Genomic DNA, 1,169 nt, shown 5'->3' with positions numbered 1-1,169 from the left:
TGGCGCGGCCGACAACCCGATCACCAAACTGGCGCAGCGCCTCGCGGGCGAAGAACGCACCACGCTGGTGGCCTTCGGCACCGAAGCGGGTCTGTTCAAGAACGCCGGCATCCCCACCGTGGTGTGCGGGCCCGGCAGCATCGAGCAGGCGCACCAGCCTGACGAGTTCGTGAGCCTCGAACAACTCGCGCGCTGCGAGCTGTTCATGGAACGCCTGGCCTCCACGCCCGCCATTGGCTGAACCAGCAGAAAGCGGCGGCGACGCGCTGCGGCGCATGAAGCGAATCGCGCTCGGCCTGCTGTGCGGCGCGGCGCGGCTCTATGCGGTGGCGAGTGCGCTGCATGCGCAGCACCCGGCCTGGGGCTACGTGGCCGCCTTTTCAGAAGCCGCGATGGTCGGCGCCATTGCCGACTGGTTCGCGGTGGTGGCGCTGTTTCGCCATCCGCTGGGCCTGCCGATTCCGCACACCGCGATCATCCCGAGCAACAAGGACCGCATCGGCGCCAAGCTCGCGGGCTTCATCTGCGACAACTTCCTGAGCACTGAACAAGTGCTCGGCAAGCTGCGGCAGTTCGATGCTGCCGGGCGCATCGCCGATTGGCTGGCGCGGCCCGCCAGCGGCGAGAAGCTCGGCGAATGGGGCGTGGCCGCCACGCGCTACGGGCTCTCGGCCTTCGACGACGAGCGAGTGCGCGACTTCATGGGGCGCGCCGCCGCGGCCGGCCTCGCCGTTGGCAACGGGCGACCAACTGCTGTCGCTGTCGGCACGTTCCGAGGCCGCGCTCACGTTGGCCACGGAACAGCTCGCAGCGCATCTCGAAGCCCACGCCGAACTGCCGCTGGCCGACGTGGCCCACACCCTCGCTGTCGGCCGCAAGGCCCACGCCTTCCGCCGCGCTGTCGTGGCCAGCAACACCGCCGAGGCCATCGCAGCCCTGCGCAATGCCGACTCGCCCCGCCGCGTCAGCGGCCGCACCGCCTCGCGCGCACTGCAACTCGTGCTGATGTTCCCCGGACAGGGCGCGCAGTACGCCGGCATGGGCAAGAACCTCCATGCGAACGACCCGGTGTTCGCCGCAGCGTTCGGCGACTGCATGGCCGCCTTCGAAGGCGCGACCGATTTCGACCTGCGCGAGCGCATGTTCTCGGACGACCCGCAATCGCTGGC

General features: G+C 70.0%; 2 protein-coding genes and 1 pseudogene. All 3 read left to right on the top strand.

Going from position 1 to position 1,169, the window contains the following annotated elements; translation table 11 throughout:
- A partial coding sequence (locus ACSFA3_RS24700; protein WP_435508001.1) for a M20/M25/M40 family metallo-hydrolase occupies positions 1-241 on the top strand: 241 nt, incomplete at its 5' end.
- A 34-nt stretch (positions 242-275) separates the two neighbouring features.
- Positions 276-659, top strand: a pseudogene (locus ACSFA3_RS24695) (DUF445 family protein); the annotation flags it as partial.
- 130 nt (positions 660-789) lie between these two features.
- Positions 790-1,169, top strand: a 380-nt coding sequence (locus ACSFA3_RS24690; RefSeq protein WP_435508000.1) for a CurL C-terminal domain-containing protein, incomplete at its 3' end; no start/stop codon positions are given.

Source organism: Variovorax glucosi (assembly GCF_051216695.1).
Lineage (GTDB): Bacteria > Pseudomonadota > Gammaproteobacteria > Burkholderiales > Burkholderiaceae_C > Variovorax.
The sequence above is the reverse complement of the archived record's forward strand: the minus strand, read 5'-3'. Positions and strand labels throughout refer to the sequence as shown.